The organism is Actimicrobium sp. CCC2.4 (genome assembly GCF_034347385.1).
Taxonomy (GTDB): Bacteria; Pseudomonadota; Gammaproteobacteria; order Burkholderiales; family Burkholderiaceae_D; genus Actimicrobium.
This window is the reverse complement of the sequence record NZ_CP133777.1, coordinates 185,260-211,601: the sequence shown is the minus strand read 5'-3', so window position 1 is coordinate 211,601 and position 26,342 is coordinate 185,260. Positions and strand designations below refer to the sequence as shown.

Genomic DNA, 26,342 nt, shown 5'->3' with positions numbered 1-26,342 from the left:
GATGGAACCGGTTTTGAGAGACCGCCACATAAGTTCATCTCCGGATTGATGCATTTTGGCATTGACGGTAATTTATTGAGGTTTATATGACTGGCAATGCGGTATTTTATGCGCTAAAAAAAATAAAGAGCGCGATTTTCGGCTCCTCGAAAAGTTCAGATAAGGATACGACTGTTGAGAGAACTTCCACGTCTCGTGTTATCGCAGACCTGCAGGGAACTTCCAGGTCACTAGCTCGGCGCTCTGGAATGGCTACACAAAAGACCTTGCTGAAAACCCTTGAAGCGAGTATTCCAGTTGCCTCCCCATCTTCTCCTGTATCCAAAAAGCAGCCAGAGAATTGTGCAGAATTAGTAAGCCAATACAGTGCTGAATTTAAAAATAAATTAGACGGCGCTACTGTTATTAATAATCAAAGTAACGAAGATTTGAAGTCAGCGGTAAATGACATCCTTCTCTTGGACGCGTTTTTTGAGTGTAAATCAGAAAGTCATTATAAATACACTTGTCCAAGTTTAGAAGATCCTGAATTTTTCCTTGGAGATTTTCAGAAATGGAAACGGGATAATCTTGGAGAGAAAAAAACATCTTTGTTAATGTAAAAGAAATATATATAAATTCGGCTCGGATAATATTGCAGGGGGGTAAGCCAAGGGATAGTGCAAATTTCAAAAATGAGTTAAATAAGTTGTTGGATAATAAGGATAAAACGGAATCGCTTACTGTTCAGGATATTGAAGGAAAGCTTGTCGTACTTAAAGGGATAGCAGAAGAGGAAGATAAACTTCTCGGGCTTAAAACGGATGCAAGTCCTAAAGCTGACCCTCCTATGACTACCCCGAGTGGTTCTCCAAAACCGCCGGGGCCAGCTGCCGATGCAGGCAATCCGGCTTCGATAAGAGCCGGAGGCTCTCCACAAGCCAGTGCTTCCGCTCCTCGCGGGACTACCAGTGACTCGCCGTCGGGAGGTAATCCGGAAGGTGATCAGCGGCCAAAAGACCAGAAAGGCGATACTCCCCTCAAAAGTGGCGGGGATGGGTCAATTCCATTTGGAGTTTTCGGGTCCGAGACGCATCAATCGGGGTCTCCGAAAAAACCGGCAAGCGTCAATTCAGACGGCGCCAGTGAAGTAGGCACTCCCCCTTCGTCGCCACCTGCGTCTCGACCGGTAAGTCCTTCAGGTACACCAAGCTCTCAGCAGCCGGAAAGACATTTTTCCGGTCCTTGCCTTCTTGCTTATGAAGAAGCTACTGAATCCGATAGCGAGGGATCAGGAGATCACACGCCCGTACATCGAAACCCACGAACAGATTCTAAAGTCCCGGTCGGTGGACATGGTCCCGAGGATATTCCGTCGTCTGCGGTTATACCGCCAACGCCAAGTCTTCCGCTGATCCGGACCGCTGGCCCTTTTGTCGGGGGGCCGCAACCCGTCGGTAGAACCGGATCTTTCGTTGCGATGAAAGAAGTGTTGAGCGAGTCTGCTACCAGTGCTCAGCTTAAGTCTGGAATAACCTCATCCGCTACCGCTTCGCGTCTTGCTAACGTTGCGCCTACCGCCCAGCCTGGTGCTGGCGCTTCGCTTCCTGCTGCCGCCGCTGCTAACCTTGTCGCAATGCGTGCCAATGCTGAGCGTGTCGTTGCTGAGCATGCCGCTGCTGAACTTGCCCGCCAGCCTGCCGTTGTCGCTCCGCGTACCGCTTCTGATCCAATATTCACCGTTGAATCTGTAGGAGATGAATTAAAAGATTGTCGCGACGCTATCCAAAATCATGCAAAAGCAACTCCAGACCAATCGGCGTCAGTAACTACGGCTCTGACGGATCTGATCGCGGAACTGCAAGCTCGAATAGCTGAAGTTAATAATCTCCAACCGTTGCCAGAGCCTCCATCGAAAAGTGATCGTGCAGTGCGTGACTTACAGTTGATGATGTTGTGTACGTCTGCAGGATTGGCTGCTGAAAACTTTAGAAGACTTAAGTTTGGCTATTCGCCGCAGGATTATTTTCCGCTCCCATCAGAAAAGATAAGTGAGTCAAATTTGAAGAATGGATTGGTGTTGGGTTTGCCTACATTTAAATCTACAAGCGGTTTTGACGAATCGATATTGATACAAGAGATGACATTGGGAAATGAAAAGCAGAACGAACTGGGTAAGAATTTCCTATCGGTGATTCAACAATCAAAAATAGCAAAAGAGATGATTCTTGAAGAAAGAAAATCAAGTATAAAAACTTATGAGGCCATAAAAGCAGGATTTAAAAGAATCAATCAGGAAATGGATTTCATTAACGGAAATAGCGATGTTAAATTGTTCTGTCAGGTGGCTCGCGACGGATGGGTGCTTGATAAGTCTTCGGAACTTTTTAATAAGATCGACACGCTAAAAAAATGGACCGCTGATATGGTAAAAATTAAAGAAAAAATCGATAATTATAATATTCCCGATGGTGATGCAAATAAAGATATCGAAGGTATAAGAAAGGATAACGAAGATATCGAGAACAAAGTGAATCAATTTAATTATGCGTATCAGGAATTAAATAAGAGGGCTAGTGAAATTTCATTAGAATTTGATGCGCTAAAAAAATAATTGTATTTATATAAAAAAGTTTTTGTGTGAAGTAAATGGTGATCGCAGGATAAATAACTAGTCACAAAATTTCCTGCGTCCACCTTTTCCAATAAACCCAAAGGCCCCCAATGAACATCACCGAAATGGAAAAAATCTACATCGCCTCCGAAAAACAGCTAACCGCATTGAATGAAGCAATCGCCTTCCTGCATCAAGACCTCACCCGGCTAGCTCCTGCCGGCAACAGTCCCGCCGTGGAGCAGGCAAGCGCCGGCGGGGTGAGCGGGCTGGCGAGTCAGCACCAGCAGGCAACACAAAGCCTGCAACGCCTGCAGCAAGACCGCACCGATCTGATCACGCGCAGGAAGACGGTGGAGGAATTGATCAGCCAGCATCATGCAGCAGCGCGGCCGGGGCCTGCCGGTACGCGTCCCTGATCGCGGGTTCTCCGGGCGGGGCGTGAGCGCTGTCCGGTGTTGCGTTTCTTGTCAGATCTGTCGTCGCCACCGTCCCGGCCAGACGCAAGTCAGCACCGCCACGGATACAAGACCCAAGTCCGGACTGTATGATGGCTACTCACCATCATTTACAGGTACCGGCCCTCATGGAAACATTGCACGCGTCCCGTTCCCTCATTCATTCCCGCCTTGCCGCATTGCGCGCGGCCCTGCAACAGCAGCGGTTTGACGCCTACGTCGTCCCTTCTTCCGATCCCCATTTGTCCGAATATCTGCCCGAACGCTGGAAGGGTCGCGAATGGCTGTCCGGCTTTACCGGCTCGGTCGGCACGCTGATTGTCACGGCCGATTTCGCCGGGCTCTGGGCCGATAGCCGCTACTGGTCGCAAGCCGAGGCCGAGTTGGCCGGTACCGGCATCGTGCTGATGAAAATCCCGGCGGGCAATAGCCTGCAACATATCGACTGGCTGGCGCAAACGCTGCAGCCGGGGCAGGTGGCCGGTGTGGATGGCGCGGTGCTCGGGCTGGCGGGGGCGCGTTTGCTGGAGCAGGCATTGCAGGCGCGTGGTGCGACCTTGCGTACTGACCTTGACTTGTTCGAGCAAGTCTGGACCGACCGGCCGGCCTTGCCGGCACAAGCCGTCTACGAACACCTGCCGCCCTACGCGACGATGTCGCGTGCCGACAAGCTGGCGCAGTTGCGGCTGGCGATGCAGGCCGCCGGTGCCGACTGGCATTTGCTGTCGACGCTAGACGACATTGGTTACCTGTTCAACCTGCGCGGTGCCGATGTCAATTACAACCCGATCTTTGTGGCGCATGCGCTGGTGGGCTTGCAGCAGGCGACGATTTTTGTTGCCGATGGCAAGGTGCCGGCCGGGGTGATTGCGGCGCTGGCGGCCGACGGCGTGCACCTCGCCCAGTACGCGGATGCAGCGGCGGCGCTGGCCGCGCTGCCGGCCGATGCGGTCATGCTGCTCGATCCGCGTCGTGTCACGCTGGGCTTGCGGCGTGCCGTGCCGGCTACCTTGCGCGTGGTCGAGGCGATCAATCCGACTACCTTTGCCAAGTCGCGCAAGAGCACGGCCGAAGCCGCGCATGTGCGGGCAGCGATGGAGCAGGATGGCGCGGCGCTGTGCGAATTTTTTGGCTGGCTGGATCAGGCACTGGGCAACGAGGTGGTGACCGAACTGACCATCGACACACAGATCACCGCAGCACGTGCGCGCCGTCCGGGCTTTGTCTGCCCGAGCTTTGGCACCATCGCCGGCTTCAATGCCAATGGCGCGATGCCGCACTATCACGCGACGCCGTCCGCGCATGCGGTCATCGAAGGCGATGGCTTGCTGCTGATCGATTCCGGTGGCCAGTATTTGGGTGGCACTACCGACATTACCCGCATGGTGCCGGTCGGCCAGCCGTCGGCGGCGCAGCGGCGCGACGTAACGCTGGTGCTGCGCGGCGTGATTGCACTGAGCAGCACGCAGTTCCCGCGCGGCACCCGCTCGCCGATGCTGGACGCGATTGCGCGCGCACCGATCTGGTCGGCCGGCATCGATTACGGCCATGGCACCGGCCACGGCGTCGGTTATTTTATGAACGTCCACGAAGGTCCGCAAGTCATTGCAGCATCGGCCATGCCCGAGCCGCACACGGCGATGGAGCCGGGCATGATCACCTCGATCGAGCCGGGCATCTACCGGCCCGGCAAGTGGGGCGTGCGAGTCGAAAACCTGGTGCTCAACGTGCCGGCAACAATCACCGAATTCGGCGAATACCTGCGCTTTGAAGTCCTGACCCTGTGCCCGATCGACAGCCGTTGTCTTGATCTGGCGTTGCTGCGTCCGGACGAACTGGCCTGGCTCAATGCGTATCACGCGACGGTGCGCGAGCGGCTGTTGCCGCATGTCAGCGGCGTCGCAAAGGCGTGGCTGGAGCAGCGCACCGTGGCGCTATCGCCCGTCGCGGGCTGAGACCGGGGACACGTCGATGGATGACGCGCAGGATGACAAGAGCTATATCGGTGCCGACCAGCTCCGCGTCGGTGTGTATGTCTGCCTTGACCTTGGCTGGCTGGATCACGATTTTCCGCTCAGTAGTTTCAAGATCAGGAATGCCGACCAGATCAAGGCCATCGCCAAGCTGGGACTGAAAAAAATCCGTATCGATCCGTCCCGTTCGGACGTGACGCCGCTGCCGCAAAAAGTGGTGCCGGTGGCGGTGGTGGCACCGGTGCCGCCGCCGCCCAGCCCGGAGCAGCTTCTGCAGGCCGCCGAACGCGAAGCGCGGCGCGCCCGCATCCTGCAGCAGCGCGCCCAAACCGCCGCCTGCGAAACCCAGTTTGTGCGCGCCGCCGGTTCGCTCAAGGATATCGGCAGCAAGCTGTTCTCGCGGCCGCTGGAAGCGCGCGCCAGTGCCGAGCTGCTGGTCGGCCAGATGCTGTCATCCATCCTGTCGCACAAGGACATCGCGATTCACCTGATGAACGACAAGACCGTCGGCGAAGACCTATATTTCCATGCGCTCAATGTGTCGGTGCTGGCGATGCTGCTGGCACGCGAAGTCGGCTTGCCGGCCGAAGACATCCGCCAGCTCGGCATCGGCTGCATTTTTCATGACATCGGCAAGACCGATATCCCGGACCGCGTGCTGCAAAAAACCGAGCCGTACAACCGCGCCGAACGCAATCTGATCGAGCAGCACTGCGCCTATGGCGAACCGATCGGCGTGCGGCTGGGGTTGTCGGCGAAGGCGATGGAGGTGCTGCGCCAGCATCACGAGCATGTCGATGGCAGCGGCTATCCGGCCCGCCTGAAGGGGGCGCAGATTTCGCTGCTGGCGCGGCTGGTGGCGATCGTCAACGAGTACGACAACCTGTGCAACCAGCACAATCCGGCTGATTCGCTCAGTCCGCATGAAGCGCTGTCGCAATTGTTCACGCAGCAGCGCGGGCAGTTCGACATTGCGCCGCTGAACCTGTTCATCCGTTGCATGGGCATTTATCCGCCGGGGACGGTGGTGCGGCTGTCCGACGGCACGCTGGGCATGGTGGTGTCAGTCAATTCGGCCCAGCCATTGCGACCCTGGGTGCTGATCTACGATCCGGCCGTGCCGAAAGACGAAGCCACCATCCTCGACCTGCAGCACGAGACCGCACTCTCGGTGGCGGCCAGCCTGAAGCCGGCTCAGTTGTCGCGCGAAGTCCATGCGTATCTCAGCCCGCGCAAGCGCATGACGTATTACTTCGATGCGCCTGAGCGCGACCATCGCCAGTCCGGCCGGTGAGCTGCATCTGCGTGCCGCCCGGACGACGGCTTCCAACCTGACTCCCTGTGTGCGCTGTCGAACAGACCCGACGCGCGCCGTCTCCTATGCTTCAAGCTCTTCCTGAGGTTTGCAAGGAGATGCAATGAGCTACCTGGAACGCGATTCGCTGGGCATGTATGACACCAGCTCGGGCAAAGGTCCCGGCCCCGAACTGATGGGTGCCGATACGCTGCTGGGCGAAGACGTATACAACCGTCAGGACGAAAGCCTTGGCGACGTCAAGGAAATCATGATCGACATGCGCTCGGGCAAAGTTGCCTATGCGGTGCTGTCGTTTGGCGGATTTCTCGGGATAGGTGAAAAGCTGTTTGCGGTGCCATGGAGCGCCTTGATGCTCGACACCGTCAACAAGCGTTTTGTCCTCGATGTCGATGGCGAAAAGCTGGAGCAGGCACCCGGATTTGACCCTGACCACTGGCCGGACATGGCCGACCAGACCTGGCGCACCACGGTAGACGAGTACTACAGCACGTCCACACAAGGCCACGACCTGCCGCGCTAAGCCGGCAAGCTGGCCACGATTCCCTGCCCGCGCCTTTCCGGTGCGGTTTTCAGCCCCTGACAACTTGTCGGGGGCTTTTTTTTGGGCTGACGACGTATGTCAGTCGAGCGCGACTTCGCCGGCAGCCGCCGAACGCGACCCCGCCAGCGGCAGATTGTCGGCACCGCGATAGGCAAACGCGACCGAGAACTTGCGCTCGCCCGAGCTGTTGGTGCCGGCCGCATGGAACAGGCTGCTATGGAACAGCAGCACGTCGCCTTCAGCCAGCGACAAGGTGACCCCTTGCGCCATCAGCGCCTCGTTGCGCGCCAGGTCGGGGCGCAGGAAGTCGAGCGCATCGAGCTGGTCCGGTGCGATCTGCCAGCGGTGCGAACCGGGCAGCACCTGCAGGCCGCCGTTGCCGGCATCCTCGCGGCCCAGCGCCAGCCAGACCGTGATCAGGTTGGCATCGGTGAATGACCAGTAACGGATATCGCGATGCCAGCCGGTCGCGGTGCCCCAGTCGGGATGCTTGGTCATCACGCAGTTGTGATGGGCCAGATTGAGCACCACCGGCTGGTCAAACAATTGTCCGAGCATCGCCATCAGTGCCGGATCGGCCGCCCATTGCTGCAATAGCCGATGGCGCTGCCAGGCACCGCGCAGTCGCCGCACCGTGCGGCCACCCGGCGCATCGCGGGTGGCGGGTGCGCCGGCATAGCCGACATCGGCTTCGTATTCGACCGGCTCGGCGGCGATTTGCAGGTCGTCGCCGACGACTGCACGCAGCGCGGCGCAGTCGGCCGGTGTCACGCGCTGGCGCAAGACCAGGTAGCCGTCTTCGCGGAACCGGACGATCTGTCCGGAACTCAGTCGGGTCATGGCGTCATCCTCATTTGAGCAAGCTGGCTTTGCCAGCTGCCAGTGCGACTATCAGCGTCAGTACGCCGATAAAGCCGAGCGCCACTTGCAGGCCCAGCCCGTGGGCCAGAAAGCCGATGATGGGCGGGCCGATCAGGCCACCGCTGTAGCCCATCGTGGCAACGGCTGCCAGCGCGGTCGGGCCTTCCCTGCCGGCAGCGCTGAAGATGAACGGGAAGACCGCTGCCACCCCGCCGCCGATCAGTGCAAAGCCGGCGAAGGCCACGCCAGTGTGCGATGCAGTGATCACCAGCAGCACGCCGACGGTGGCGATGCTGGCCCCGATGACCAGCACCGGACGGGCGCTATGACGATCCTTGAGGCGGTCGCCGACCAGTCGTGCCAGCAGCATCATGCCGGAAAATACCGCGTAACCGAGCGGCGCGACGCCGGGTGCGACACCGAGTTGATCGGTCAGGTAAATGCCGCTCCAGTCACCGATAGAGCCTTCGACCATCGCGCCGCAAAAAGCGATCATGCCCAGCGCCACCAGTGCGCCATGCGGCAAGGCGAATTGCTGCCGGACGGCGCCGGGGACAATCCGGTCCGCAGGCAAGGCCTGATAGCTCAGCCACAGCGGCAGCAGGAAGCCGGCCGACAGCAGACAAAAATGCCACAGCGGCGTGACGTCCAAGCCCGCCATCGCGCTGCCCAGCAAGGCACCGCTGAAGGTGCCCAGGCAGAACCACGCATGCAGCATCGACATGATCGAACGGCCGGCCAAGCGTTCGACTTCGGCCCCGATCGCATTGACGGCCACATCGAAACAGCTGGTCGCCGAGCCCATGCCGAACATCGCCAGCATCAGCCAGCCCATCCGCGGCGCCAGCGCCAGACACGGCACGAGCAGCAACAAGGCCAGTCCGGACCAGAGCGCCGCATGGCGTGCGCCATGTCGCGCCAGCAGCCAGGCCGCCAGCGGAAACGACAGTACCGCGCCGACGCCGCTGCACAACAGCACCAGCCCGAGCTCGGCGGCACCGAGCTGCAGCGCATCGCGCAGCGCCGGGATGCGCGCCGCCCAGGTGGCAAAAACGGCACCAAGCAGGATGAACAGGATGGGCAGGGCGATGCGGGCGGGCAGCAAAGGACGTGGCAGAGGAGGTAAAACGGCAGATTCCATGAAGTGGCTAGAAGCGATGTCAGCGTGCATTATGCAACAGCGTCGTCCAGATACCTTGGCGGGTTGCGTTTATGTTGGTGCGCAACTTCAGCCGGAGTAGTGGCCGGCTGTCGGGTCGTTCTCAGCCTAGTCGCACATCGCTGCGGCGACGGCGCGCCGCAAAGCCCAGCAAGCCTAGCCCGCCCACCATCATTGCCCAGACTGTAGGGTGCAATAACCGCAGGGCATTGCACCGAATGGTTCGCCAGCGCTTGATGAACCTGTCTGTGCTACGCCATGACCAGGCCGGGAGTACCCCGCCGGCTTACAGCGTCGCGCCGCAATCCTTGCAGAACACGGCTTCTGCTTCATGGCCTTCGCTCAGGCATGCGGGGCAGTCGCGCGGCAGCGGCCGGGCCGAAAAATGCTGCGCCGTCAGCTCCGAACTGATGATGCCGGTCGGCACCGCGAGGATGCCCCAGCCCAGCAGCATCATTACCGAGGCCAGCGCGCGGCCGGCATCGGTTTTCGGGGTGATGTCGCCAAAGCCGACTGTGGTCACCGTCGAGATCGCCCAGTAGACCGAGGTCGGAATACTGGTGAAGCCGTTCTCGGCCCCTTCAATCACGTACATCGCGGTGCCCATCAGGATCACGATCATCAGCACGCAGGACAGGAAGATCAGGATCTTGCGCCGGCTAGCCACCAGCGCCTGCCCGAGCAGCTGATACTCCTTGATGTAGGCGACCATCTTGAGAATACGAAAAATACGCAGCAGCCGCAGGATGCGGATATCGAGGAAGGCATGCGCGCCCGGGAAAAACAGCGCCAGAAATGAGGGCACGATAGACAGCAGGTCGATGATGCCGAAGAAACTGCGCGCATAGCGCACCGGCCGCCGCACGCAGGACAGCCGCGCCAGATATTCGAGCAGGAACACCAGCGTGAAAAACCATTCGAGGGTATTGAGCACGGTGCCGTAGCGCTCGGTCATGACGGCAACGCTATCAAGCGCGACCACGCCGATGCTGAGCACGATGGCGCCCAGCAGCAGCAGGTCGAAGCGCTTGCCGGCGACCGTATCGGATTCAAAAATGATCGTGTAAAGGGTGCGACGCCAGCCGGCTTTGGGGATACCGAGGTCGATGGCTTGCGGGAGGGATCTTTTTACTGCTTTGGACATGGGGAGCGGGACTTTCAGGAGGCAGGGAAGTGCGTTGCCCGACCGGGCGGACCGGGTCGGGCGGCAGGCTGCGTCAGGTGGTCAGTGGCTTGTAGCGGATCCGCTTCGGCTTGGCACCTTCTTCGCCGAGGCGCTTGCGCTTGTCGGCTTCGTATTCCTGGTAATTGCCATCGAAGAAGGCGACGTGCGAATTGCCTTCGAAGGCCAGGATGTGGGTCGCGATGCGGTCCAGGAACCAGCGATCATGCGATATCACCAGCACGCTGCCGGCGAATTCGAGCAAGGCATCCTCGAGTGCGCGCAGGGTTTCGACGTCGAGGTCGTTCGATGGTTCATCGAGCAGCAGTACGTTGCCACCCTTGAGCAGCGTCTTGGCCAGATGCAGCCGGCCGCGTTCGCCGCCGGACAAAGTGCCGACCATTTTTTGCTGGTCGCCGCCCTTGAAGTTGAAGCGTCCCAGATAGGCTCGCGACGGCATTTCGAAGCGGCCAACCGTCAGGATGTCGGCGCCGCCGGTGACGTCTTCGAACACGGTCTTGTTGTCGGATAGCGTATCGCGCGACTGGTCGACCATCGAGATGCGCGCGGTCTGGCCGATCGCCACTTCGCCGCCATCGGGCTGCTCCAAGCCCATGATCATCTTGAACAAGGTCGATTTACCGGCCCCGTTCGGACCGATGATGCCGACGATCGCGCCGGCCGGAATGGTGAAGCTGAGGTCATCGATCAGCAGGCGCTCGCCAAAGGCCTTGTTGACGTTTTTGAATTCGATGACATCGTTGCCCAGACGCTCGGCCACCGGGATGAAAATCTCGCTGGTCTCGTTGCGCTTCTGGTATTCGTGCTCGGACAATTCATTGAAGCGCGCCAGCCGGGCCTTGCTCTTGGCTTGCCGGCCCTTCGGATTCTGCCGCACCCATTCGAGTTCCTGGTTCATGGTTTTCTGGCGCGACGATTCGGTGGCTTCTTCCTGCTTCAGGCGATTGGTTTTTTGTTCCAGCCACGAGCTGTAATTGCCTTTCCATGGAATGCCGTGGCCGCGGTCGAGTTCGAGAATCCACTCGGCGGCGTTGTCGAGGAAGTAGCGATCATGGGTGATGGCGACGACAGTGCCGGGAAAGCGCTGCAGGAACTGTTCGAGCCAGTCGACTGATTCGGCATCCAGATGGTTAGTCGGCTCGTCGAGCAACAGCATGTCGGGCTTCGACAGCAGCAGCCGGCACAGCGCGACGCGGCGTTTTTCACCGCCTGACAGCACGCCGATTTTGGCGTCCCACGGCGGCAGGCGCAAGGCATCGGCGGCCATCTCCAGTTGCTGTTCAGGATTGTCGCCGGCCGAGGTCGAGATGATGGCTTCGAGCCGGCCCTGTTCGGCGGCGAGCGCATCGAAATCGGCGTCTTCGTCGGCATAAGCGGCATACACCGCATCGAGCTTGGCCTTGGCTTCGAAGACTTCGCCGAGGCCGCTTTCGACGGCCTGGCGTACGGTCTGTTCCGGGTCCAGCAGCGGCTCCTGCGGCAGGTAGCCGATGTTCAGACCCGGCATCGGTACGGCGTCGCCGATGATGTCCTTGTCGATGCCGGCCATGATTTTGAGCAGCGTCGATTTGCCCGACCCGTTCAGGCCGAGCACGCCGATCTTGGCGCCCGGGAAAAAGGACAGCGAAATATCTTTCAGGATCTGGCGCTTCGGCGGGACGATCTTGCCCACCTTGTTCATCGTGTAGACGTAATTGGCCATGGTTGGTCTCGGTTGGAGTAATCGGAAGGCGCTCAGGATAACCGATGGGGCTTGGCCGGGCTAGCGGGCGCTGCTTTGTAACGCACTATGTCCCATCCATCCCGCGTCACCCGGCGCTACAAATTCCGCTGTCCGATCGGCGCGCGGGTGGTGATAATCAGCGCATGGAAAATCCGACACAAATTCTGGTCGTCGATGACGACCGCGACATCCGCACCTTGCTGGCCGATTACCTCGACGGCAATGGCTTCCGGACCTTCACGGCCAGCAATGGCACCGAGATGCGCAAGATGCTCGACACCGCCCGCATCGATCTGGTCGTACTCGACCTGACCCTGCCCGGCGAAGATGGCCTGACGCTGTGCCGCAATCTGCGCGCGCAATCGAGCCTGCCGGTGATCATGCTGACCGCACGTGGCGAACCGCTGGACCGCATCCTCGGGCTCGAAATGGGCGCCGACGATTACCTCGCCAAGCCGTTCGAACCGCGCGAACTGTTCGCCCGCATCCGCAGCGTGCTGCGCCGGACCAACGCCCTGCCGCCCAACATGGCCTTGAGCGAGGCGCACAGCATGCTGTTCGATACCTGGCGGCTCGATTTGATGGCGCGCCATCTGGTGATGGAAGACGGTACCGTGGTGGCGTTGTCGGGTGCCGAATTCCGCCTGCTCAAGGTATTTCTCGAACACCCGAACCGGGTGCTCAACCGCGACCAGTTGCTGGAACTGACGCGCGGCCGCGATGCCGATCCGTTCGACCGCTCGGTCGATATCCAGATCAGCCGGCTGCGCCAGAAACTCGGCGACGACGCCCGTACGCCGCGCATCATCAAGACCGTGCGCAACGAAGGCTATGTGCTGTCGGCCACGGTATCGATCGAGAGCCGGCATTGAAAAACTTTCTGGGATCGATTGCCAACCGGGTGTTCGTGATCCTGCTGGCCGGGATCCTGGTGGCGACCGGTGTCACGGCAATGCTGGCAGAGCGCGAGCGGGAAGGGGCGATGAACCAGATGCGCCTCAATCACAGCGCCGAGCGGGTGGTCCAGCTGGTGGTGGCGCTCGATCAGGCGGCACCGGAGGTGCGGCCGGTGATCCTGCAGACGGCGACCAATTTCGGCGTTGCTGCCAGCATGGCCGACGATCTCGAGGCACTCGGTGGCAGCGATGGCGCGCTGGTCGATCTGCTCAAGTCGCGCCTGGGCATGCATCGCCAGATCGTCCTGAAACAGCAGACCGGTTGCCAGCCCCGGCTGGCCCGCCTGCCGCGTTTCGAGCGGGCCAATCCGGGCGATTGCCAGTCGATTCTGGTGGGTCTGAGCGATGGCCAGCTGCTGCGGGTGCAATTGCGGCCGGGCGGCTCGACCGGCGGCGGCAAGGACAAGCCGCCGCTCGGTTTGCCGAGCGCTTATCTGGCCTTGTTCCTGACGCTGATCGGCTTGCTGGCCTGGCTGGTGGCACGCATGACGGCGCGTCCGATCCGGCAACTGGCCGAAGCCGCCGGCGCACTCGGCAGTGATCTCGATCGCGCACCCTTGCCCGAAACCGGTCCGACCGAAATCCGCCAGGCCGCCAGCGCCTTCAATGCGATGCAGGCGCGCATCCGTCGCCAGGTCCAGCACCGCACTCACATGCTGGCGGCCATCACGCATGACTTGCAGACACCGCTGACGCGCTTGCGCCTGCGCCTCGAAAAAGTCGGCGACGGCGAACTGCGCACCAAGCTCATCGATGATCTGGGTGTGATGCAGTCGATGGTGCGCGAAGGGCTGGAACTGGCGCGCAGCATGGATTCGCAGGAACCGTTGCAACGGCTCGATCTCGATTCGCTGATCGACAGCGTGTGTGCCGATGCCACTGATGCCGGTCAGGATGTGGAATTGACGGGACCGTCCGGCGTACGCGTGATGGCGCAACCGAATGCGCTGCGGCGCTGCCTGACCAACCTGCTCGACAATGCGATCAAGTACGGTCGGCTGGCGCGGGTCTCGGTGGTGCGCGAGCAGGAGCGGGTCGTGATCCGTATTCGCGATGCCGGACCGGGCTTGCCGCCGGATCAGCTCGAAGCCGTCTTTGATCCTTTTTTCCGGCTCGAAACCTCGCGTTCGCGTGACACCGGCGGCACCGGTCTGGGACTGACGATTGCGCGCAATATTGCCGAGGCCCATGGCGGCACGCTGGTGCTGGCCAATCCGGCCGGTGGCGGGCTGGAGGCGACACTGGCATTGCCGGTGCGGCAAGCGGCAACGTCGCGCCTCTCCTGAGAAAAACCGGATGCCGGTGTTAGCGCCCTTCAGCCCGGATGGTCGTCAAAAAAGAACTCGACATGGTCATTGATGACTTCGGAATGCAGCTGGCCGCGCAGCACCAGTTCATCATAAAAGCAGACCTGGTTGCGGCCGTTGGATTTACCGAAATACAGCGCCTGATCGGCGTGACCGAGTATCACCACCGGCGTCGATGAACTGATACTGACAAAGCCGATGCTGACCGTGATGGTGCCAAGTTGCGGAAAGTGGTGTTCTTCGATATTGGCGCGCAGCCGCTCGAACGCGGTGCGGGCATCGGCCAGCGACACCGAGCGCAGCAGGATCACGAATTCTTCGCCACCGAAGCGAAACACCCGGTCCTGTGTACGGAATGACGAGCGCAGCAGGTTGGCCACCAGGATCAGGACTTCGTCGCCGTACAGATGGCCGAACTGGTCATTGACGCGCTTGAAGTGATCGATGTCGACCACGGCCAGCCACTGTCCTTCGATATCGTTCGGATGACGCCGCTCGGTGGTGCTCGCCAGCGTGCTGTCGGCGGGCGTGCTGCAGGCAACCATGCGCGAGAATTTTTCGTCGAAGGTGCGGCGGTTGAGCAGGCCGGTCAGCGAATCGCGTTCGCTGTAATCGAGCAGGTTCTGGTAATTGCGGTAGACGCTCAGGATGCCTTCCATCACGTGCAGCGTTGCCGGTGCGACGGCGGTGAGGCCGCTAATCTGCAAACAGGCCGTGGCGATATCGTTTTGCCAGATCGGTACCCACAGAATGTGTTCGCCTTCGGGGCCGGTTTCTTCGGCCCGGCCGCCCTGTCGGGCAATGCAATCGACCAGCACCGGATACTGTGCCAGCGCGGTATCGCCGTGCTGGTGCGCGGTGCTCTCATCGATAGCGATCACCTTGCCATGCATGATCCAGGCACGTGGCCGCATCATCGCCGCGTCACCGGCCCGGAAAATATCGAGTACCCGGACCTGGCTGGCACCGACCATCTCCTGCAACGCCGAAATGACCGCCACATCCAGCAGGTGGTGGTCGCGCTGTCCGGTCAGTTCAACCATGTGTCGCAACAACGATTCCATCATCAGAGGATGGGCGGGAGTCACTTAGGGGCAATCAACGCGGATGCGGGCAAAGCATCATGGCAAGGAAGTTCGGTCATGGTGTGCGGCAAATAGTGATGTTGGCCAACAATGGCAGCGGACATCATAGCTGAAACCTTCCGCATGACGATCACCGAATTCCCATGACTTTCAGTCACCATGCTATTGCGGTGGTATTCGATAGAATCCGCAAGGACGGAAAGGTGCTACCCATCGGTACGCCGAAAGTGGGCATAATCACTGACTTGTTACAGCGCGGCAATATCCAGAATGAAAACCATGAAAATACAAGCAATCAGCACACGCAGCCGATGGCGTCACTTGCTGGCTGCCAGTGTGCTGACGGGTTGCTCGGGCATGGCGGCGGCGCAGTGGCCGTTGCCCGACCAGGGCAAGTTGCTGGCGCTCGGCGGTGCCAGCCAGATCGAAGGTGCCGGCGGCGGCGGGCTGACACCTTGGGCGCTGATTACCGGCTACGGAACGCGCGACAGTTACGGCGGCAATGTCCACTACACCGGCGTGCGCACGCAGGACTACGCGATCGATTCGGCCGGCGTGGCCTTCGGTTTTGCCGACCGTTTTGAAATCTCGCTTGCCAGCCAGAAGCTGCAGGGCAGTCTGGCACCCTTGGCGCAACTGGCGATCACGCAGGATATCGTCGGCCTCAAGCTCAAGCTCGCCGGCGATGCACTGGCCGACCAGGACAGGCTGCTGCCGCAGATTGCGCTGGGCGTCCAGTACAAGCGCAACCGCGGCATACGTGGCCTCGATGCACTCGGCGTGACCAGCGTGACCCAGCTTGGCGCGCGCAACGACCACGGCATCGATGTCACGCTGTCGGCCACCAAAATCCTGCTGGATCAAAGTCTGCTGCTCAATGCCACGCTGCGCGCGACCAAGGCCAACCAGTTCGGCCTGCTCGGTTTTGGCGGTGACTTGCACGATCGCTACCAGCCCATGCTGGAGAGCTCCGTGGTCTACCTGATCAATCGCCAGCTGGTGGCCGGTATCGAATACCGGATGAAGCCGCGCAATCTATCGGTGGACAAGGAAAAAGACGCGGCCGATGTATTCGTCGGCTATTTTCTGAACCGGAATGTGTCGGTCATGCTGGGCTGGGTGACGCTCGGTGACGTCACGATCTTTAATCCGCGTCGCCAGAGCGGCGCCTATCTGTCATTACAAGGAGGTTTCTGATGAAACGTATTGCCATGTTGTGCCTGTTGCTGGCGCTTGCTGCGCCGGCGCTGGCGGGCGACGAGGTGTATCGCGGGCTAGGACAGAAGCAGGGGATCGCGCAACTGGTCGAGACTTTCGTGACGCTGTTGCAAGCCGATCCCCGGGTGGGCCACAGCCTGGGTGAAGCCGATATCCCGCACCTCAAAGAAAAACTGGCCGAGCAGTTCTGCATGCTCGCCGGCGGTCCTTGCGAGTACACCGGCAAGGACATGGCGACCATTCATGACGGGCTCGACATCACGACCGCACAGTTTTATGCGCTGGTGGAAGATTTACAGATCGCGATGGAGCGACAAGATATCGCCTCCCGCATCCAGAACAAGCTCCTGGCCGGCCTCGCGCCCATGCAGCGTGACGTGGTGACCCGATGAGCGCCGCGACGGTACAGATCACGCTGGCTGACTATGCCGATCCGGCCGATGCCCGCGACGTCATCGCCGTGCTCGATGCTTACGCACGCGATCCATTCGGCGGCGCCGAAGCGCTGGCCGCGCATGTCCAGCGCGACCTGATTGCCGCACTCGCTGCGCGCGCCGGCGCCTTCAGTGTGCTGGCCCGGGTCGATGGTGTGGCCGTTGGACTGGCCAATTGTTTCGAGGGGTTTTCGACCTTCAGTTGTGCGCCGCTGATCAATATCCACGACATGATGGTGCTGGAACCGTATCGCGGCCAGCGGCTGGCGCAGCAACTGATGCAGTACATCGAACAGGTCGCACTGGAGCGTGGTTGCTGCAAGATCACGCTGGAAGTCCTGGAGGGCAACCGGCATGCGCAATTGGTGTATCGCAAGATGGGCTATGCCGGCTATCAGCTGGACGCCGAATATGGCGATGCGCTGATGTGGCAGAAAAAACTTTAGGCATCCGCCGGGCGCCGCATGTCGACATGCCAGATATCGTCTTCCAGATACGCTGCCGAACAGGTCACGAAGCCGAAGCTGGCATAAAAACCCTCCAGCCGCTGCTGTGCGGCGAGCCGGATCGCCTGCCCCGGGCAGACCTGCAGCAGGTGTTTCAGTCCCTCTGAAAACAATGCCCGTCCCAGTCCGGTGCCGCGCGCGGATACCGCGCTGACAACCCGGCCGATCGAGGCTTCCGGATACTTGGTGCCGGGCGGCAGGCAGCGCAAATACGCCGCCAGCGTGCGCTGGCCATCGCGTACCTGCCAGCCCAGCAAATGCCACGACGCCTGATCGGCTCCATCGATATCCTGGAACAGGCACGCCTGTTCGACGACGAAGACCGCCTGGCGCAATGCCAGCAGTGCGTACAGGTCGTGCAGGCCTAGCTGGTCGAAGCGTGACCATTGCCATTGCGTGGTGCTGTGTTCCGGGATGGGCATAAGAAGATCGCAGGCGGGGGGGGGCAGGAAAAAGGACCCCGATGGTCGCATGTTTCACACTCGATGCGGTACCGTCGGCAAGTACTTTCAGTGGCGGCGGAACAAACCGGACCAGCGACGTCTAACCATCCGCAGTCATAAAAAACTCCATCAGGGAGGTAATCGTTCTACGGAGTCACCATGATTACCACTGAGGAAATTTGTGTACCGGCGCGCCAGCGCGTCATCCGTCATGTCCGGCAAGCCAGCCTGATTGGCCTGGCCGTCGGCATGGGTGTCTTGCAAGCCCAGGCCAGTACCGGGGAACCGGCACCGCTGGCGTCCCTGAAAACCGTACCGGTGCCGGCACCGCCGCCCGACCAGCTGGCCGCCATCGTGCAGGACAAGCGCGCCGCGATCCAGCTCGGCAAGGCGCTGTTCTGGGATACCCGGGTCGGCAGCGACAACAAGACTGCCTGTGCCACTTGCCACTTCCACGCCGGTGCCGACAACCGCGTCAAGAACCAGATCAATCCGGGTCTGCTGGCCGGTGACAAGACCTTCCAGCTCGGCGGGCCGAACGCGACGCTGACAGCAGCCGATTTTCCGCTGACGCGCTTTGCCAATCCGGATCTGGCCGGCACGCGCGGTCGCGATGTCAACGACGTGGTGTCGTCGCAGGGCGTGCTGACGACGCTGTTCGGTGGCATCGACAGCCGTGGCGGACCGGACCGCTGCAGCAACGTGCCGGATGTGGTCGGCCACGGCGGTTCGGGCTTCAGTCTGGGCGGCGTCAATACCCGCCGGGTCGAGCCGCGCAATGCGCCCGGCATCTTCAATGCGGTGTTCAATTTTCGCAATTTCTGGGATGGCCGCGGCAACAACATGACGAACGGCATCGATCCATTTGGACTACGCAATACCGATGCGCAGGTCTGGACCCTGCAAAATGGCGTGGTGCGACCGGCCCGGATGACGTTGTCGGGGTCGGCGCTGGGCTCGGTTGCCTCGGGTCCGCCGCTGAGCGAAAACGAAATGAGTTGCCGCAATCGCAGTTTTGCCAATCTGGGTCGCAAGCTGGCCGGCAGCAAGTTGCTGGCCGATCAGCGTATCGCGCCGGATGACAGCGTACTCGGCCCGCTGGCGCGCAATACGCCGACCTATGCGGAGCTGGTAAAGCAAGCCTACCGGCCGGAATACTGGCGTTCCGGCGTGCGGATCAATGTCGCCACCGGCGAAGTGCAGCGCGCGCGCCAGTCCGATCTGGAACGTAGCCGTCACGACCGCAGCAGCCAGCGGCCGCAGAACGGCGACCAGATCTCGCAGGCCGAAGCCAATTTTTCGCTGTTTTTCAGCCTGGCGGTGCAGTTGTACCAGGCCACGCTGGTGTCCGACGACACGCCATTCGATCGTTACGCGGCAGGCAACAAGCAGGCACTCACTACGCAGCAGGTGCGCGGACTGACGATTTTCCGGGGGCCGGCGCAATGCGTGCGTTGCCATGCCGGGCCTGAACTGACCAGCGCATCGGTGTCCAACGTGACGGCAGAAGGCCGGCTCGACCAGCGTCCCGGTGCGAACAACTCGGTGTTCCGTTATGACAATGGCTTTTTCAATACCGGCGTGCGGCCGACTGCCGACGATCCCGGTGTCGGCGGGCTTGATCCGTTCGGCAATCCGCTCTCGGAAACCCGCATGGCGATCGCCGGTAAGACCGCCTTGCTCGGCAGCGGATTCGATCCGGCCAAGGAAGTGCCGGTTACGACCGGTGCGCCGCTGGCCATCGATGGCGCTTTCAAGACACCGGGGCTGCGCAATGTCGAACTGACCGGGCCGTATTTCCATAACGGTGGCAAGTCCACGCTGATGCAGGTGGTCGATTTTTATAATCGGGGCGGCGACTTTACTGCGGCCAACCAGCCGGTACCGGACCCCACCATGCGTCCGCTCGGACTGACCCAGCCGCAGAAGGATGATCTGGTCGCGTTCCTGCTCAGCCTGACCGATGAGCGGGTGCGCTTCCAGCGCGCGCCGTTCGATCATCCGTCGATCTGCGTGCCGGATGGTCAGGAGGGGGATGCACGCGCCGTCGTCACCGATGCCGCCGGCAATGCGAAGGATGTGATGCGCTGCATCGGCGCGGTCGGCACGCGCGGCGCGGCGGCGGCGCTGCCGACGTTTTTGCGGCTCAGTCCGTTTGCGCGCTGAGGTCCACGGCCCGGTGCCTGCTTGTTACGACTTGCCCTTGAGCCGCAACGCATTCGTGATTACCGATACCGAACTGAGCGCCATCGCCGCACTGGCTGCCATCGGACTGAGCAGCAGCCCGAACCACGGGTACAGCACGCCGGCGGCCAGCGGAATGCCGAGCAGGTTGTAGCCGAACGCGAACACCAGGTTCTGGCGGATGTTGCGCATCGTCGCGCGGCTCAGCAGGCGCGCTTCGGCGATGCCCGACAGGTCGCCCTTGACCAGCACGATGCGCGCACTCTGCATCGCCACTTCGGTGCCGGTGCCCATCGCGATGCCGACGTCGGCTTGTGCCAGCGCCGGCGCGTCATTGATGCCGTCGCCGGCCATCGCGACGATCGCGCCGTCGGCTTGCAGTCGCCGCACATGCTGGTATTTATCTTCGGGCATGACTTCGGCATGGACTTCGGTAATCCCGAGGTGCTCCGCGACCGCCTTTGCCGTGGCCGGGTTGTCGCCGGTCAGCAGCACGATGCGCAGGCCGGCTGCCTTCAGGGCAGCGATGGCCGGTGCAGCGGTCGGCTTGACCGGATCGGTGACGCTGACCAGTCCGGCGAATTTGCCGTCGACCGCTAGCAGCATCACCGTATGCGCTTTCTCCTGCAGCTCCTTGATGCGATCTTGCAGCGGCGCGGTATCGGCCTGTTCCTGCGCCATCAGCGCCGCATTGCCGATCGCGACACGTTGGCCGTCGACCTGCCCGCGGATACCGAGGCCGGTGAGTGACACAAAATCGCTAGCACTCCCGACGGTCACTTTGCGTTGGGCGGCTTCATCGACGATGGCTTGCGCCAGCGGATGCTCGCTGCGGGTTTCGAGTGCCGCTGCCAGCGCCAGCACCTGCGCGTCGTCGTACCCGTCAGCAGCAGTGACCTGCTGCACGCGCGGCTTGCCTTCGGTCAGCGTGCCGGTTTTGTCGATGACCAGCGCGGTGACTTTTTCCATCAGTTCCAGCGCCTCGGCATCCTTGATCAGGATGCCTTGTTGCGCACCGCGACCGATGCCGACCATGATGGAGATCGGTGTGGCCAGCCCGAGCGCGCACGGACAGGCAATGATCAGCACCGACACCGCCGCCACCAGCGCATGCGCCAGCGCCGGTGCCGGCCCGAGCCAGCTCCACAACCCGAACGCCAGCAGCGCCACCAGCATCACGGCGGGCACGAACCAGCCGGCCACCGTATCAGCCAGTTTCTGGATCGGTGCACGCGAGCGGCTGGCCGCATTGACCAGCGTGATGATGTGCGCCAGCAGCGTATCAGCACCGACTTTTTTGGCCGTGAAAACGAAGGTACCGGTTTGATTGACGGTGCCGGCGACGACGTTGCTGCCGACCGATTTTTCGACCGGGACCGGCTCGCCGCTGATCATCGATTCATCGACATTGGAGTGGCCTTCGAGGATTTCGCCATCGACCGGAATGCGCGCACCCGGCTTGACGCGCAAGCGGTCGCCCGGCACCACCTGATCGAGGGCGATGTCTTCTTCGCTGCCATCGTCGCGCAAGCGCACCGCCGTGTCGGGGGTCAGCGCCAGCAGCGCCTTGATCGCGCTGTTGGTGCGCGCGCGGGCGCGCAGTTCCAGCACCTGCCCGACCAGTACCAGTGTCGTGATGCCGGCTGCTGCTTCAAAGTACAGCGGTGCCATGCCATCCATCAGGAACGCCGCCGGCAGCAAGCCCGGAAACAGTAGCGCGACCATGCTGAATGCAAAAGCCGTCCCGGTGCCAAGACCGATCAGGCTGAACATATTGAGGTTCCAGGTCCGGAACGACGCAGCGGCCCGCGTAAAAAACGGCCAGCCGGCCCACAGCACGACCGGCGTCGCCAACCCTGCCTGCAACCAGTTGAACAGCATCATGCCGAGTCGCTCATGGAGCGGCGTGCCGAACAGCATGTCGCCCATCGTCAGCAGCATTAGCGGCACCGTCAGTGCGACGCTGATCCAGAGCCGGCGCGTCATGTCATCAAGCTCGGTGGTGTCGTCTTCGGCGCTGGCTTCCAGCGGTTCAAGCGCCATGCCGCACAGCGGGCAGGAGCCGGGGCCGACCTGGCGGATTTCTGCGTGCATCGGACACGTGAAAACGGTCCCGGCAGCCATTGCCACGGGAGCTTGCGGGCTCAGGTATTTGTCCGGATCGGCCTTGAATTTGGTCACGCACCCCTGGCTGCAAAAATGGTAATCGGCGCCGTCATGGGTGACGGTTTTTTCGGGATTGGCGGCAACCTTCATGCCGCACACCGGATCGGTGTACGGCTTGTCGGCAGGCGCTGCCGGACTGGCATGGCCGGCGCAGCAGGTGCTATCTGGTTTCTGGTTCATGTTGGCTTTCCGGAAAAAATGTCACAAGTCAGTCGCTGGGTGGCGAACCGGCACTGAGCAAGGCCGCAGCGATCAGCGCCAGTATCAGCACCACGCCTTCGATACGCAGGTTAATCGCAAATCGCCGGCAGGCCTTGAGGCTGTCCGGCCCGTCCAGCAAGGCCGGCACCAGCCACCAGCGATTGATCGCGCCAAGCACGATGGCACCGCCGACCAACACCAGCTTGGCGGTCAATGTCAGACCCCAGTTTGTCGTGACCAGCTGCGTGATGTCGCCCATCGCGCGCCAGGCATTAAAGGCCCCGGTCAGCACGATCCCGACCAGGGCCAGCATGGCAGCAAGCGACAAGGTATTCGCATAGCGCCTGCAGCTGCCCAGATCAGCAAGCGTGGTTCCGGGTGATCGTGCCAGAACGATCCAGCCCGCCACCAGAACCATGCCCACCCAGGCGCTGACCAGCAGAAGATGCACGGTTTCAATGGCGACGGACCAGCTCCAGTCACCGGCCATCACGGCATGGCTGACCAGCGCGCGACTGATGGCAAAGATAAGCAGCGCACAAGCGATGCCGGTGCCAACGACGGGATGGCCGGCACCGTGCCGGCTGGACGCCTGCAGGACGATGATGGCCACCAGTGCCGCGCAGCCGGCCAGCCAGCAGAGCCCGAAATGCGACCCTGACAGGACCAGGATTACTGCGGGTACCGCCGCCAGTAGCGGCAGTTCAGTCATCACCGCGACCTGAAACCACAGCACCAGCACGCTCGCCAGCAGCGTCAGGACACTGGCGATACGTGCGGTGGTGTGGACCTGGCGCGCAGCAGCGATGGCCCAGCCTGAGGTTTGTCCCGCCAGCCACGTGCTGGCCAGCGAGGCACCCACCAGCACGGCCAGTGCGAGATTGAGCGCCACTACCAGAGCGATCATTATTTCACCTGGAATACATAGTCACCTTTGGTCCGGTGCCCGTCGCGGGTGAGCGTCGACCAATGCACTTGCCAGGTGCCGGCAGCCAGCGCTGGCGGTATCAGCACCAGGCTCTCCGGATGGCCTGCTTCGACCCCGGCAGAAGGAGTCGCCAATACCGCACCGCTGGCATCGGTCAGCGTGATCTTGCTGAAGCCGGCTTCGAGCGCCTCATTGAACTGCAGGCGGATCTGCGCCGGCGGGGTGTCGAGCACCGCACCGGCTGCCGGACTGGCTTCTTTCAGGGCACCGTGGGCAAGTGCTGCCGGCGCCATAACGGCAGCGAGAAGGGGTATAAAAATAGCAAAGACGGTTCGCTTGAACATGGCGTACTCCAGTTGGTTAATGATGCATGCCCGGCATGCTGCCGCGCTTGACATCGAGCGTGTTGACATCGGCGGGTGGTGCCTTGGCGGCGTCGGCGGCCGGCATCGGGCCGGTCCATTCGCGTGCCAGTGTTCCCGGTGGATGCTTGTACCAGCCGGGGTCCTTGTAGTCGTTGCGGGCCTGCCCGGTGCGGACCTTGAGCACGGTGAACATGCCGCCCATCTCGATATCGCCGAATGGCCCGTCGCCGCTCATCATCGGCAAGGTGTTCTCAGGTAAGGGCATCTGCATGCCGCCCATCGAGCCCCCCTTGTCGCCCATCACCATGTAATCCGGCACCAGTGCATTGATCTTTTGCGCAACGCCGCTGTGGTCGACGCCTATCATGGTCGGCACGTTGTGGCCCATGGCATTCATCGTGTGATGCGATTTATGGCAGTGCAGCGCCCAGTCGCCCGGGGCGTCGGCAACGAACTCGATGGCGCGCATCTGACCGACGGCAATATCGGTGGTCACTTCCGGCCAGCGCGCGGTGGCAGGCACCCAGCCGCCGTCGGTACCGGTGACTTCGAACGAGTGACCGTGCACGTGGATCGGATGGTTGGTCATGGTCAGGTTGCCGGCGCGGATGCGGACCCGGTCGCCCTGGCGCACCACCAGTGGATCGATGCCCGGAAAGACGCGGCTGTTGAAGGTCCAGAGATTGAAGTCGAGCATCGTGCTGACCTTCGGCACACGTGCGCCGGGCTCGATGTCGTAGGCGTTGAGCAGGAACACGAAATCGCGGTCGACCCGGTGTTGCGCCGGATTTTTCGGATGCGTGACCCAGCTGCCCATCATGCCCATCGCCATCTGCACCATTTCATCGGCATGCGGGTGGTACATGAAAGTGCCGGGGCGGCGCGCAATAAATTCATAGACGAAGGTCTTGCCGGGCGCGATGCCGGGCTGGGTCAGGCCGGTCACGCCGTCCATGCCATTGGGCAGTTCCTGGCCATGCCAGTGGATGCTGGTGTGTTCGGGCAGTTTGTTGGTGACAAAAATCCGCACCCGGTCGCCTTCGACGACTTCGATGGTCGGGCCCGGGCTCTGGCCGTTGTAACCCCACAGGTTGGCGGTCATACCGGGCGCGACTTCACGCACTACCGGTTCGGCTACCAGATGGAATTCCTTGACGTTGTCCTTCATACGCCAGGGCAGTGTCCAGCCATTGAGCGTGACCACCGGGTTGTACGGCCGGCCGTTCGGCGGCATCAATGGTGGCATCGTGGCGGCGCTGGATTGCAGCGGGGCTTCGGGCAAACTGGCGGCACCAGCCTTGGTGACAAGGGCGGCGCCCAGCATCGTGGCGACGCTGCCGGAGAGGAAGTTGCGACGTGAATTCATTTTTTTTCTCCATCAGGAGCGGACGGCAGGCGTCCGCCAAGTGCGGCTTGCAGATCGCTGTCAGCGATCCAGAAATCTTTCAGGGCACCGATGTAACCGTGGGCGGCACCGGACTGCTCGCGCGCATCGGCCAGCAGCTCGAATACGCTCATGAGCATGCCGTTGTAGCGCAGCATGGTTTCGTCGGAAATACGTTTGCGTAATGGCATGACCTGGTCACGGTAATGGCGCGCGAGGTCATACGAGACGCGGTAATTGCCGTAGCTTTCGCGGGCCTGGCTGCGCGCCGCGATAGCGGTGTCGGCCAGCTGGTGGACGCCTTGCATGTAGGTCGCTTCGGCTTTGGCGACACGCGCCGTGCCCCAGTCGAACAGCGGGATTTCCAGGCTCAGCTCGTAACCGGTTTCGGGGGGATTGCCGCTGGCCGAGTTGCGCACGCCGCCGATTTCCAGTGCATTGACGAAGCGCGTGCTGCGGGTCAGGTTCAGCGAGGCTGCGGTGGCTTGCAGTTGCAATTTGGCGGCCTGGATATCGAGCCGTTCGCGCAGCGCAATCTGATCAACCTGCTTCAGCGCGATGGCAGCAACCGGCAAGTCCGGCAGACGATCCGGCAGCGTGAACGCACTGGCGCTATCGAGGCCGAGCAGCCGGACCAGTTTTTCGCGGCTGGCAAGGACATCCTTGTCGGCCATCGCCAGTCGCGTAATCGCGTCGGCATGAAAGCTCTGTTCGCGCGCCATGTCGAGCGTGCTCCAGTTGCCGGCCTTGGCCATGCGGGTACCGAGCTCGGCACCGGCTTCGGCAGCGTCGCTGACTTGCCGGGCGTAGGTGCGTTGCTGCGCTGCGCCGAGCGCGCCGTAATAGGCGTGACGGGTGTCGGCCGCGACGGTCAAGGCGGCATCGGCGACCTGCAGGCGGGTCTGCTCGAAGCGACGGCTTTCGATGCGGGTGGCCAGCGGCGCGGTCAGCAGGTTGACCAGGTTGATGGTCAGGCTGCGGTCGACCAGCACGTCGCTGCCTTCATGGGAGCGCTTGAAACCGAAGCGCGGATTCTGCAGCCGGCCGGCCTGGACCAGGTCGGCTTCGGCCACGCCAAGTCGCTGGTAGGTGGCTTGCAGGCCGCGGTTATTGAGCAGCGCAATCTGTACCGCGCTATCGACCGACAGCGGGGTTGCCAGCAGTGGTGCAAGGGTGCCGGCCAGGGCAGCGACATCGGCGTCGGTACGGACGATGCGGGTGTCCTTGCCGAGCCGGTCGCGGGTGGCGCTGGTGACGGTGTCAAAACCGCCGTCCGGCGAAAAGCTGGCGCAACCGCCCAGCAACAGAGTCGCCATGGCGCAGGCAATGGGGTATTTCATGATCAACCTCGGGAAT

Annotated in this window: 23 protein-coding genes; 12 read left to right on the top strand and 11 right to left on the bottom strand. The window is 61.5% G+C overall.

Annotation, left to right across the window (positions count from 1 at the left end; genetic code table 11):
• Positions 1–86 precede the first annotated feature (86 nt).
• From RHM62_RS01045 to RHM62_RS01020, 6 genes are all read left to right on the top strand, one after another.
• A complete protein-coding gene (locus tag RHM62_RS01045; protein ID WP_322123743.1) occupies positions 87–602 on the top strand; it encodes a hypothetical protein in 516 nt (171 codons plus the stop codon).
• An 89-nt stretch (positions 603–691) separates the two neighbouring features.
• Positions 692–2,593, top strand: coding sequence for a hypothetical protein (locus tag RHM62_RS01040; RefSeq protein WP_322123742.1), 1,902 nt, complete (start codon positions 692–694; stop codon positions 2,591–2,593).
• A gap of 110 nt (positions 2,594–2,703) precedes the next feature.
• Positions 2,704–3,012: a hypothetical protein gene (locus tag RHM62_RS01035; protein WP_322123741.1), complete on the top strand. Its 309-nt coding sequence runs from the start codon at positions 2,704–2,706 to the stop codon at positions 3,010–3,012.
• 167 nt (positions 3,013–3,179) lie between these two features.
• Positions 3,180–5,006, top strand: coding sequence for an aminopeptidase P family protein (locus tag RHM62_RS01030; RefSeq protein WP_322123740.1), 1,827 nt, complete (start codon positions 3,180–3,182; stop codon positions 5,004–5,006).
• A gap of 16 nt (positions 5,007–5,022) precedes the next feature.
• Positions 5,023–6,318, top strand: coding sequence for an HD-GYP domain-containing protein (locus RHM62_RS01025; protein ID WP_322123739.1), 1,296 nt, complete (start codon positions 5,023–5,025; stop codon positions 6,316–6,318).
• 124 nt (positions 6,319–6,442) lie between these two features.
• Complete coding sequence (locus RHM62_RS01020; protein ID WP_322123738.1) at positions 6,443–6,862, top strand: PRC-barrel domain-containing protein; 420 nt, start codon at positions 6,443–6,445, stop codon at positions 6,860–6,862.
• A 99-nt stretch (positions 6,863–6,961) separates the two neighbouring features.
• Here RHM62_RS01020 and RHM62_RS01015 read toward each other — a convergent pair whose 3' ends face one another.
• The 4 genes from RHM62_RS01015 to ettA all read right to left on the bottom strand — a co-directional run bounded on the left by RHM62_RS01015 (position 6,962) and on the right by ettA (position 11,788).
• Positions 6,962–7,723: a phytanoyl-CoA dioxygenase family protein gene (locus RHM62_RS01015; RefSeq protein ID WP_322123737.1), complete on the bottom strand. Its 762-nt coding sequence runs from the start codon at positions 7,721–7,723 to the stop codon at positions 6,962–6,964.
• Between the two features lie 10 nt (positions 7,724–7,733).
• Complete coding sequence (locus RHM62_RS01010) at positions 7,734–8,885, bottom strand: MFS transporter (protein WP_322123736.1); 1,152 nt, start codon at positions 8,883–8,885, stop codon at positions 7,734–7,736.
• A gap of 304 nt (positions 8,886–9,189) precedes the next feature.
• Positions 9,190–10,047, bottom strand: a complete 858-nt coding sequence (locus tag RHM62_RS01005) for an ion transporter (protein ID WP_322123735.1) — start codon at positions 10,045–10,047, stop codon at positions 9,190–9,192.
• A gap of 73 nt (positions 10,048–10,120) precedes the next feature.
• Positions 10,121–11,788, bottom strand: a complete 1,668-nt coding sequence (gene ettA, locus RHM62_RS01000) for an energy-dependent translational throttle protein EttA (RefSeq protein WP_322123734.1) — start codon at positions 11,786–11,788, stop codon at positions 10,121–10,123.
• 164 nt (positions 11,789–11,952) lie between these two features.
• Between ettA and RHM62_RS00995 the strand changes: the two genes are divergently transcribed.
• Positions 11,953–12,681 carry a response regulator gene (locus tag RHM62_RS00995; RefSeq protein ID WP_009666352.1) on the top strand — a complete coding sequence of 243 codons (729 nt, stop codon included), beginning with the start codon at positions 11,953–11,955 and terminating at the stop codon, positions 12,679–12,681.
• Entirely contained in the window at positions 12,678–14,051 is a 1,374-nt protein-coding gene (locus tag RHM62_RS00990) for an ATP-binding protein (protein ID WP_322123733.1), read from the top strand. Before RHM62_RS00995 ends, RHM62_RS00990 begins: the two co-directional genes overlap by 4 nt.
• 29 nt (positions 14,052–14,080) lie before the next feature.
• Here RHM62_RS00990 and RHM62_RS00985 read toward each other — a convergent pair whose 3' ends face one another.
• Entirely contained in the window at positions 14,081–15,115 is a 1,035-nt protein-coding gene (locus tag RHM62_RS00985; RefSeq protein ID WP_322125285.1) for a GGDEF domain-containing protein, read from the bottom strand.
• Positions 15,116–15,427: 312 nt separating this feature from the next.
• On the opposite strand from RHM62_RS00985, the gene RHM62_RS00980 reads away from it, so the two are divergent.
• From RHM62_RS00980 to RHM62_RS00970, 3 genes are read left to right on the top strand one after another with little or no spacing between them, the layout of a single operon-like run.
• Positions 15,428–16,354 (top strand): DUF3034 family protein, encoded by a 927-nt coding sequence (locus RHM62_RS00980; protein ID WP_322123732.1) that lies wholly within the window; start codon positions 15,428–15,430, stop codon positions 16,352–16,354.
• A complete protein-coding gene (locus RHM62_RS00975) occupies positions 16,354–16,767 on the top strand; it encodes a group 1 truncated hemoglobin (protein WP_322123731.1) in 414 nt (137 codons plus the stop codon). The genes RHM62_RS00980 and RHM62_RS00975 overlap by 1 nt, the downstream gene beginning before the upstream one ends.
• A complete protein-coding gene (locus RHM62_RS00970) occupies positions 16,764–17,255 on the top strand; it encodes a GNAT family N-acetyltransferase (protein WP_322123730.1) in 492 nt (163 codons plus the stop codon). The genes RHM62_RS00975 and RHM62_RS00970 overlap by 4 nt, the downstream gene beginning before the upstream one ends.
• On the opposite strand, the gene RHM62_RS00965 is transcribed toward RHM62_RS00970, so the two are convergent.
• Positions 17,252–17,737 carry a GNAT family N-acetyltransferase gene (locus tag RHM62_RS00965; protein WP_322123729.1) on the bottom strand — a complete coding sequence of 162 codons (486 nt, stop codon included), beginning with the start codon at positions 17,735–17,737 and terminating at the stop codon, positions 17,252–17,254. The two genes, RHM62_RS00970 and RHM62_RS00965, sit on opposite strands and share 4 nt — an antisense overlap.
• Before the next feature lie 180 nt (positions 17,738–17,917).
• Here RHM62_RS00965 and RHM62_RS00960 point away from each other — a divergent pair, with 180 nt between their 5' ends.
• A complete protein-coding gene (locus RHM62_RS00960) occupies positions 17,918–19,924 on the top strand; it encodes a cytochrome-c peroxidase (RefSeq protein ID WP_322123728.1) in 2,007 nt (668 codons plus the stop codon).
• A gap of 24 nt (positions 19,925–19,948) precedes the next feature.
• Here the strand turns inward: RHM62_RS00960 and RHM62_RS00955 are convergent, their stop codons facing one another.
• Genes RHM62_RS00955 through RHM62_RS00935 form a run of 5 tightly spaced genes read right to left on the bottom strand, consistent with a single transcriptional unit; the run spans position 19,949 to position 26,326 of the window.
• A complete protein-coding gene (locus tag RHM62_RS00955; RefSeq protein ID WP_322123727.1) occupies positions 19,949–22,288 on the bottom strand; it encodes a heavy metal translocating P-type ATPase in 2,340 nt (779 codons plus the stop codon).
• A gap of 28 nt (positions 22,289–22,316) precedes the next feature.
• Positions 22,317–23,216: a CopD family protein gene (locus RHM62_RS00950; protein ID WP_322123726.1), complete on the bottom strand. Its 900-nt coding sequence runs from the start codon at positions 23,214–23,216 to the stop codon at positions 22,317–22,319.
• Positions 23,216–23,581 carry a copper resistance protein CopC gene (locus RHM62_RS00945; protein WP_322123725.1) on the bottom strand — a complete coding sequence of 122 codons (366 nt, stop codon included), beginning with the start codon at positions 23,579–23,581 and terminating at the stop codon, positions 23,216–23,218. Before RHM62_RS00945 ends, RHM62_RS00950 begins: the two co-directional genes overlap by 1 nt.
• Positions 23,582–23,597: 16 nt before the next feature.
• Positions 23,598–24,968, bottom strand: a complete 1,371-nt coding sequence (locus RHM62_RS00940; RefSeq protein WP_322123724.1) for a copper oxidase — start codon at positions 24,966–24,968, stop codon at positions 23,598–23,600.
• Entirely contained in the window at positions 24,965–26,326 is a 1,362-nt protein-coding gene (locus RHM62_RS00935; protein ID WP_322123723.1) for a TolC family protein, read from the bottom strand. The genes RHM62_RS00940 and RHM62_RS00935 overlap by 4 nt, the downstream gene beginning before the upstream one ends.
• Positions 26,327–26,342 lie beyond the last annotated feature (16 nt).

Coding starts and splice junctions, on each gene's coding strand:
- RHM62_RS00980 (WP_322123732.1), top strand. CDS start 15,428: ATGAAAACCATGAAAATACAAGCAATCAGCACACGCAGCCGATGGCGT.
- RHM62_RS01025 (WP_322123739.1), top strand. CDS start 5,023: ATGGATGACGCGCAGGATGACAAGAGCTATATCGGTGCCGACCAGCTC.
- RHM62_RS01035 (WP_322123741.1), top strand. CDS start 2,704: ATGAACATCACCGAAATGGAAAAAATCTACATCGCCTCCGAAAAACAG.
- RHM62_RS00955 (WP_322123727.1), bottom strand. CDS start 22,288: ATGAACCAGAAACCAGATAGCACCTGCTGCGCCGGCCATGCCAGTCCG.
- RHM62_RS00985 (WP_322125285.1), bottom strand. CDS start 15,115: ATGGTTGAACTGACCGGACAGCGCGACCACCACCTGCTGGATGTGGCG.
- RHM62_RS01045 (WP_322123743.1), top strand. CDS start 87: ATGACTGGCAATGCGGTATTTTATGCGCTAAAAAAAATAAAGAGCGCG.
- RHM62_RS01010 (WP_322123736.1), bottom strand. CDS start 8,885: ATGGAATCTGCCGTTTTACCTCCTCTGCCACGTCCTTTGCTGCCCGCC.
- RHM62_RS00960 (WP_322123728.1), top strand. CDS start 17,918: ATGATTACCACTGAGGAAATTTGTGTACCGGCGCGCCAGCGCGTCATC.
- RHM62_RS00935 (WP_322123723.1), bottom strand. CDS start 26,326: ATGAAATACCCCATTGCCTGCGCCATGGCGACTCTGTTGCTGGGCGGT.
- RHM62_RS00945 (WP_322123725.1), bottom strand. CDS start 23,581: ATGTTCAAGCGAACCGTCTTTGCTATTTTTATACCCCTTCTCGCTGCC.
- RHM62_RS01015 (WP_322123737.1), bottom strand. CDS start 7,723: ATGACCCGACTGAGTTCCGGACAGATCGTCCGGTTCCGCGAAGACGGC.
- RHM62_RS00940 (WP_322123724.1), bottom strand. CDS start 24,968: ATGAATTCACGTCGCAACTTCCTCTCCGGCAGCGTCGCCACGATGCTG.
- RHM62_RS00950 (WP_322123726.1), bottom strand. CDS start 23,216: ATGATCGCTCTGGTAGTGGCGCTCAATCTCGCACTGGCCGTGCTGGTG.
- RHM62_RS01030 (WP_322123740.1), top strand. CDS start 3,180: ATGGAAACATTGCACGCGTCCCGTTCCCTCATTCATTCCCGCCTTGCC.
- RHM62_RS00970 (WP_322123730.1), top strand. CDS start 16,764: ATGAGCGCCGCGACGGTACAGATCACGCTGGCTGACTATGCCGATCCG.
- ettA (WP_322123734.1), bottom strand. CDS start 11,788: ATGGCCAATTACGTCTACACGATGAACAAGGTGGGCAAGATCGTCCCG.
- RHM62_RS01020 (WP_322123738.1), top strand. CDS start 6,443: ATGAGCTACCTGGAACGCGATTCGCTGGGCATGTATGACACCAGCTCG.
- RHM62_RS01005 (WP_322123735.1), bottom strand. CDS start 10,047: ATGTCCAAAGCAGTAAAAAGATCCCTCCCGCAAGCCATCGACCTCGGT.
- RHM62_RS00965 (WP_322123729.1), bottom strand. CDS start 17,737: ATGCCCATCCCGGAACACAGCACCACGCAATGGCAATGGTCACGCTTC.
- RHM62_RS00975 (WP_322123731.1), top strand. CDS start 16,354: ATGAAACGTATTGCCATGTTGTGCCTGTTGCTGGCGCTTGCTGCGCCG.
- RHM62_RS00995 (WP_009666352.1), top strand. CDS start 11,953: ATGGAAAATCCGACACAAATTCTGGTCGTCGATGACGACCGCGACATC.